Source organism: Methanobrevibacter sp. UBA188 (genome assembly GCF_905234905.1).
Taxonomy (GTDB): Archaea; Methanobacteriota; Methanobacteria; order Methanobacteriales; family Methanobacteriaceae; genus Methanocatella.
In genome coordinates this window covers 1-5784 of sequence record NZ_CAJOJM010000066.1, presented here as the reverse complement: position 1 = coordinate 5784, position 5784 = coordinate 1, and the positions used below count along the sequence as shown (strand labels likewise).

Sequence of the window (5784 nt, the reverse complement as noted above, 5' to 3'; positions counted from 1 at the left end):
TAATTGGTGTAAAACGATTTAATAGGGATGTTTAGGAGGTTTTTAAGTGTATAAAAAATTGCTAATTGCTTTAATCATTTGTGTTTTATGTCTGTCTCCGATAGCTGCTGAAAATTGGAATTCTTTTGCGGGAGATGTTAGTCACTCAGCATACAGGGATGGAGAATCAGATTTTGTAACCAATCTTTGGACTTTTAATATGGAATCTCCTATCCATTGCTCTCCAGCGATTTATAAGGACTACATTTATGTGGTTTCCGATGATGGGATGTTAAAAGCTATCGATATGGAAAAAGGTCAGGAAGAATGGAAACTTGATTTAAAGGCAAAAACCAATTCTTCCCCAATTATCCATTCTAATAAGTTATATATTGGCTGTGATGATGGAATCAAAGCTGTAAATATTAACACCCATAAAGTTATATGGGATTATGACTGCAACAATGTCGAGTCAACCCCATTTTTCTATGATGATGTTGTCTATTTTGGATGTGATGACGGACATCTATACGGCCTGGATAAAGACAACGGTAAGGTTGTTTTAAATAAAAAATTGGATGGAAAATTCAAGTCCTCTCCAATAGTTGTCAATGATTCAATCTATATCGGTTCAACTGATGGTAAAATATATAGTGTTGGAACAGACAAAGAAAAGAATTGGGAGTATACAACCGGTGATCAAATTTTATCTTCACCTAGTTATGTAAACGAAACAATAATTTTCGGTTCCACAGATGGTAATCTATACTGTTTGAATGAATCCGATGGAGCCTTAAACTGGAAGGTCGATTTAAACAATAAGATTATCTCTTCACCAACAATTGATGAAAATGATAACAGTGTCTTTGTAGGTTCTGATGAAGGAAATCTAACATGTCTTGATACCCGTGACGGAACTGTCAAATGGAGTCATCATACAGGAGATAAGATTCAATCAACTCCAGCATTAAAGAAAAATTTAATTGCATTCGGTTCAAATAACGGTAATTTTTATGTATTGAATAAATACACAGGTTTGGAGGAGTTCACCTATAATCCGGGAACATTTTTATTCAACTCTAAAATTACCTCTTCACCGGCAATTAACGGAAACAGTTTATTCTTCGGTGATGATTCTGGCAACTTCTATTCATTAAATATTGAAAAATATGAAGTTCCGGGATCCATGCAATTATATTATTCTATCGGTGTTTTGATTGTTTTATTGATTGTTGCTGTTGTAATCGTTAAAAAATTAAAAAAATGATTTAAATCTTTAGAGGATATTAAATGAAAAATATTGAAACCCTTAAAAAGAAAGACATGAATCTTGCTGATAAAATTTATATTTTTGATACAACCCTAAGGGACGGTGAACAGACCCCTGGAGTGGCCCTTACTGTTGATGAAAAAATGCAGATTGCCCAAAAGCTCAATAATTTGGGTGTGGATAAAATTGAAGTGGGATTCCCAGCTTCTTCCAAAGGTGAAATCGAATCTGCTAAAAGAATTAATTCTCTCAGTTTGGATTCAACTTTGGTTGGTTTGGCACGTTCTCTTGAAAGGGATATAGATGCAGTTATTGAATCAGATTTGGACTATGTTCACACTTTTATAGGCACTTCCCCATTGCATCGTGACTATAAATTGAAGATGTCCAAACAGGCAATTTTAGAAACTGCTGTAAATGCTGTTGAATATGCTAAAGACCATGGTTTGACTGTTGAGTTTTCTGCAGAGGATGCTACCAGAACTGAAAGGGATTTTTTATTTGAAGTCTTCAATTCTGTTGTGGATGCCGGCGCTGATTTTTTGGATGTTCCGGATACTGTCGGGGTTTTGACTCCAGTCTTTACACGAGAGTTAATAACTGATATTAGGAATAACTTTTCAGCACCTATCAGTGTACATTTCCATAATGATTTCGGTCTTGCAACTGCAAACTCTTTGACAGCCATTGAATGCGGTGCAAATCAGGCTCATGTTACCGTCAACGGTTTGGGTGAAAGAACAGGCAACTGTTCCTTAGAAGAATTGGTCATTACCCTTAAAGTAGCCTATGGTATAGATTTGGGTTTGGATACTACCAGATTATATAGCCTATCTCATTTGGTTGGCCGTTTCACTGGTGTTAAAATGCCCGTCAATAAGCCGATTGTCGGGGACAATGCATTTGCTCATGAATCAGGAATTCATGTTCATGGAATTTTAAATAATGCCAATACATATGAGCCAATGTCACCTGAACTTGTAGGCCATTCAAGACGTATAGTTTTAGGAAAACACACTGGAGCAAACGCTTTAAAATCCAAATTAAAAGAATACCATATTGATTTGAATGATGATCAGTTTTGTAAGGTTTTCGAGGAAATCAAATCTTTGGGCGATAGCGGCAAATGTGTCACAGATGATGATTTGATTGCTATTGCTACCACTGAACTCGGTTCCGCTCGTGAAACTCCAATTGTCATTAAAGGTTTAAGTTTGTCTTCCGGAGCAATCGTTTCTCCTACTGCAACGGTAAAACTTGAAATAGATGGGGTAGAAAAGGAAACTGCAAGCACAGGTGTCGGGCCTGTTGATGCTGCTTTAAATGCTATCAGAAATTTGATTCAGGATTCAATCGATGTTGAACTTGAAGAGTATAATCTGGAAGCTATTACAGGCGGTACTGATGCATTGGCTGAAGTTTTCGTTATCAGTTCTGATTCTCATGGCAATAAATCAACTGGGCGGTCAACAAATCAGGATATAGTAATGGCAAGTATATTGGCAGTTCTTGATTCTATAAATAAATTGCTTTTGATTCAAAGGTCATGATTTAATCAATTTATATTTAAAAATTAATCAATTTTCATTTTATTTTTTTTTCTTTTTTTAGATTTTACAAATCTTTATTTTATCTGTATCTTTTTTAAACATTTTTAATTTTTATTTTAGGTTGTTTAATTCAATATTTTGATTTCTATGTAAAATTTTATATACATTAATCACTAATATTTATATGGTGAGTTTAATATGGAAAATAATACAATTTTTGTTGGTAGTAAACCTGTAATGAATTATGTTTTAGCGGTGGTCACACAGTTCAATGAAGGTTCCAACAGCGTTACTTTAAGAGCTAGAGGAAAAGCCATTAGTCGTGCTGTTGATGCTGCTGAAATTGTTCGTAACAGATTCGTTCCCGAATCTGATGTTACAGATATTCAAATTTCTACAGAAGAAATTGAAAACTACAACCATGAAAAAACCAATGTTTCTATAATAGAAATTTTAATTGAAAAGAGTGATTAATCTCTTTTTAATCAAATTTCTTTAGAACATTTTTTTCAAATAAATATTTTGAAAGATAAATATTTGATGTTCCTTTTCCATGAGCCTCTACACAATTTTTTTTAATTGCCTTTAGAACATCATCTATATCCTTTTCACAATCTATTAAACTATAGCAATCGCCGACAAATTTAAAATAGTGGGCATCACTTGCACCCAATGCAGGAATATTTTCTTTGATTGATAAATTTTTTGCTTTATTGTTACAGTATCCTACAATAAATCTGGCATTTTTTGTTTCGAGTGCATCAATTTTTAAATCTTTATAGTCTGTTTTATGAAGAAGGCCATGTCTGTAAAAACAGTATGGGTGTGGTATTATTGCAAGACCACCCAAATCATGAATTTTGTCTATAGTTTCTTGAGGACTTAAATCACGAGGTATGTTTTCCTCACACCCAAATCCAAGAATATGACCCATACTTGAAGAAACTTCTATAGAAGGAATTGCCAATATATCCGTGTTTCTTGTTTTTCTTAAAACTTCACTTGTTCCATCAACGGTATTGTGATCGCTTATTGCTATTATGTCGATATTTTCTTTTTTAGCAGTTTTTAAAATATCATCGATTTTTGAGTTAGAATCCGGTGAATATTCACTGTGAATGTGGGAGTCCATCTTAAGCATTTTATCTATCCTAATATGGTTTTTATTAATCCTACTGTACCTGTCATCATCACATCTCCCCCTGGAGCTGCATGATGCCAGTCAAGATTTGTCTTTTCTATCAGTTCTCTTTTAGGTCCGCTTACAATTACCTTTTCGATTTTTGATATAGGATTTAAAACGTGTGCCCCATGCCCATGATCATCGTAAACCTCTTTATTTGTTATCTCGCCTGAAGCCAATCTTTTGATGTATCTTTCCAGAGATTCTCCAGTCAGACTTGAAGTGTGATGTTCAAATACTCCTTGGATTTTTCCATCTTCAATAGATGCGGCTGTAGTATGTCCGTTTCCAATATCAATTACAATAAAACTGTTCAATTCTTCAGCTATTTCATCGTAACACATTCCAGCTATTGACGCGAATTTTGTATCCATCAGCAATGGAATTTCTTCTATTCCTTCGTTTTTTATTGTTCTTCTTACTGCCTGCATTCTGGTATAATATTCCGGAAGGTCATCGGTAAAACCAAACTCTAAAGGTGAAATAGGCTTTGAGATTTTTTCTCTTATTTTTTCAAATCTGAAATCCCTGTCGCCCATGTTCTCATTGTATCCATGGTCTTGAACTGCAATTGCAATCTTGTCAAAGTCAAATTCCAAATCATAGCCCAATAAAAAATTTGCTAATTTTGTAAGGTTGATGTCGCCCATTGTAATTTTTGTATAGTTCTTATAATCCTTATTATCATCAGCTATTTCAATTCCATATGATTTAACTTGATTCAAATCATCACGTATTGTTTTTGCACACTTGGATTCCATCACTACTTTGTATCCTTTTTCCATGTGTTCCAATATGGTTTTTTTGATTTTTCCTCCACCCATTATTTCTCCTTTAAAATAGATGTCATTTTCAATTTCCCTGATTTGTTGGGAGATATAAAGGTGTGGGGAAGGTAAAACTAGTTTTATGGAATTTTCCAGTTCTTTTTCTGTATCATAAATCATCATGTCCTGTGTTCCGGTTCCGACATCAATAGCTAAAATTCTCATGTTTTTTAAATTGTTTTTTATATTATTAATATTTAAAGTGTACATATTTGTACAACAAAGATTTAAATAGTACATTAATACAACTATTATTATGAAACATTATAAAATTACTTTATCATCTGACGATGTGCCTACACAATGGTACAATATTAATGCTGACTTGCCTGTTGAACTTCCTATGCCTAAAAACAGTGAAGGTAAAGATCAGATTGCTTCCCTTCAAAAAGCTTTTACCAAAGCCGGATTGGAGCAGGAATTTTCCCAAGAAAGATATATTAAAATCCCTAATGAAGTCAGGGAACTTTATATGAAAATGGGACGTCCTTCACCTTTATTTAGAGCTACAAATCTAGAAGAGTATTTGAATACTCCAGCTAAGATTTATTACAAGCGGGAGGATACTTCGCCTACGGGTTCCCATAAGTTAAACTCCGCTATTCCTCAAGCATATTTTGCTAAAAAGGAAGGTGTTGAAAGATTAACTACAGAAACCGGTGCGGGCCAATGGGGTACTGCTTTATCTCTTGCATGTAATTTATTGGATTTGGATTGTACTGTTTATATGGTTAGAGTTTCTTTTGACCAAAAGCCAGACAGGAAAAATATCATGAACATTTACAACGGTAATGTTTATGCATCTCCAAGTGAAAATACCGAAATCGGACGTCAAATACTGGCTGAAAATCCAGACCATCCTGGTTCACTAGGTGTAGCAATTTCTGAAGCGATGGAAGAGGCTTTGGCTAATGATGAAGTCAAATACACATTAGGAAGTGTTTTAAATCAAGTAATGCTACATCAAACTGTCAT

General features: G+C 34.2%; 6 protein-coding genes. 4 read left to right on the top strand and 2 right to left on the bottom strand.

Going from position 1 to position 5784, the window contains the following annotated elements:
- The first annotated feature begins 46 nt into the window (after positions 1-46).
- The 3 genes from QZ143_RS09060 to albA all read left to right on the top strand — a co-directional run bounded on the left by QZ143_RS09060 (position 47) and on the right by albA (position 3273).
- Positions 47-1246 carry a PQQ-binding-like beta-propeller repeat protein gene (locus QZ143_RS09060; RefSeq protein WP_292883427.1) on the top strand — a complete coding sequence of 400 codons (1200 nt, stop codon included), beginning with the start codon at positions 47-49 and terminating at the stop codon, positions 1244-1246.
- Positions 1247-1269: 23 nt separating this feature from the next.
- Positions 1270-2799 carry a 2-isopropylmalate synthase gene (locus QZ143_RS09055; RefSeq protein WP_292883425.1) on the top strand — a complete coding sequence of 510 codons (1530 nt, stop codon included), beginning with the start codon at positions 1270-1272 and terminating at the stop codon, positions 2797-2799.
- A 198-nt stretch (positions 2800-2997) separates the two neighbouring features.
- Complete coding sequence (albA, locus tag QZ143_RS09050; RefSeq protein WP_292609637.1) at positions 2998-3273, top strand: DNA-binding protein Alba; 276 nt, start codon at positions 2998-3000, stop codon at positions 3271-3273.
- A gap of 7 nt (positions 3274-3280) precedes the next feature.
- Here albA and QZ143_RS09045 read toward each other — a convergent pair whose 3' ends face one another.
- Together QZ143_RS09045 and QZ143_RS09040 are read right to left on the bottom strand one after the other, a co-directional pair.
- The gene (locus QZ143_RS09045) at positions 3281-3940 is read right to left on the bottom strand and encodes a PHP domain-containing protein (RefSeq protein WP_292883423.1); all 660 of its coding nucleotides are present in this window, start codon (positions 3938-3940) and stop codon (positions 3281-3283) included.
- Positions 3941-3945: 5 nt separating this feature from the next.
- Entirely contained in the window at positions 3946-4974 is a 1029-nt protein-coding gene (locus QZ143_RS09040) for a DUF1786 domain-containing protein (protein WP_292883421.1), read from the bottom strand.
- A gap of 91 nt (positions 4975-5065) precedes the next feature.
- Here QZ143_RS09040 and QZ143_RS09035 point away from each other — a divergent pair.
- On the top strand, positions 5066-5784 hold a 719-nt coding region (locus QZ143_RS09035; RefSeq protein ID WP_292883419.1), incomplete at its 3' end, for a TrpB-like pyridoxal phosphate-dependent enzyme.

What these genes read in the sequence shown, in the direction of transcription:
- QZ143_RS09055 (WP_292883425.1), top strand. Translation starts at nt 1,270, where the DNA reads ATGAAAAATATTGAAACCCTTAAAAAGAAAGACATGAATCTTGCTGAT.
- albA (WP_292609637.1), top strand. Translation starts at nt 2,998, where the DNA reads ATGGAAAATAATACAATTTTTGTTGGTAGTAAACCTGTAATGAATTAT.
- QZ143_RS09045 (WP_292883423.1), bottom strand. Translation starts at nt 3,940, where the DNA reads ATGCTTAAGATGGACTCCCACATTCACAGTGAATATTCACCGGATTCT.
- QZ143_RS09040 (WP_292883421.1), bottom strand. Translation starts at nt 4,974, where the DNA reads ATGAGAATTTTAGCTATTGATGTCGGAACCGGAACACAGGACATGATG.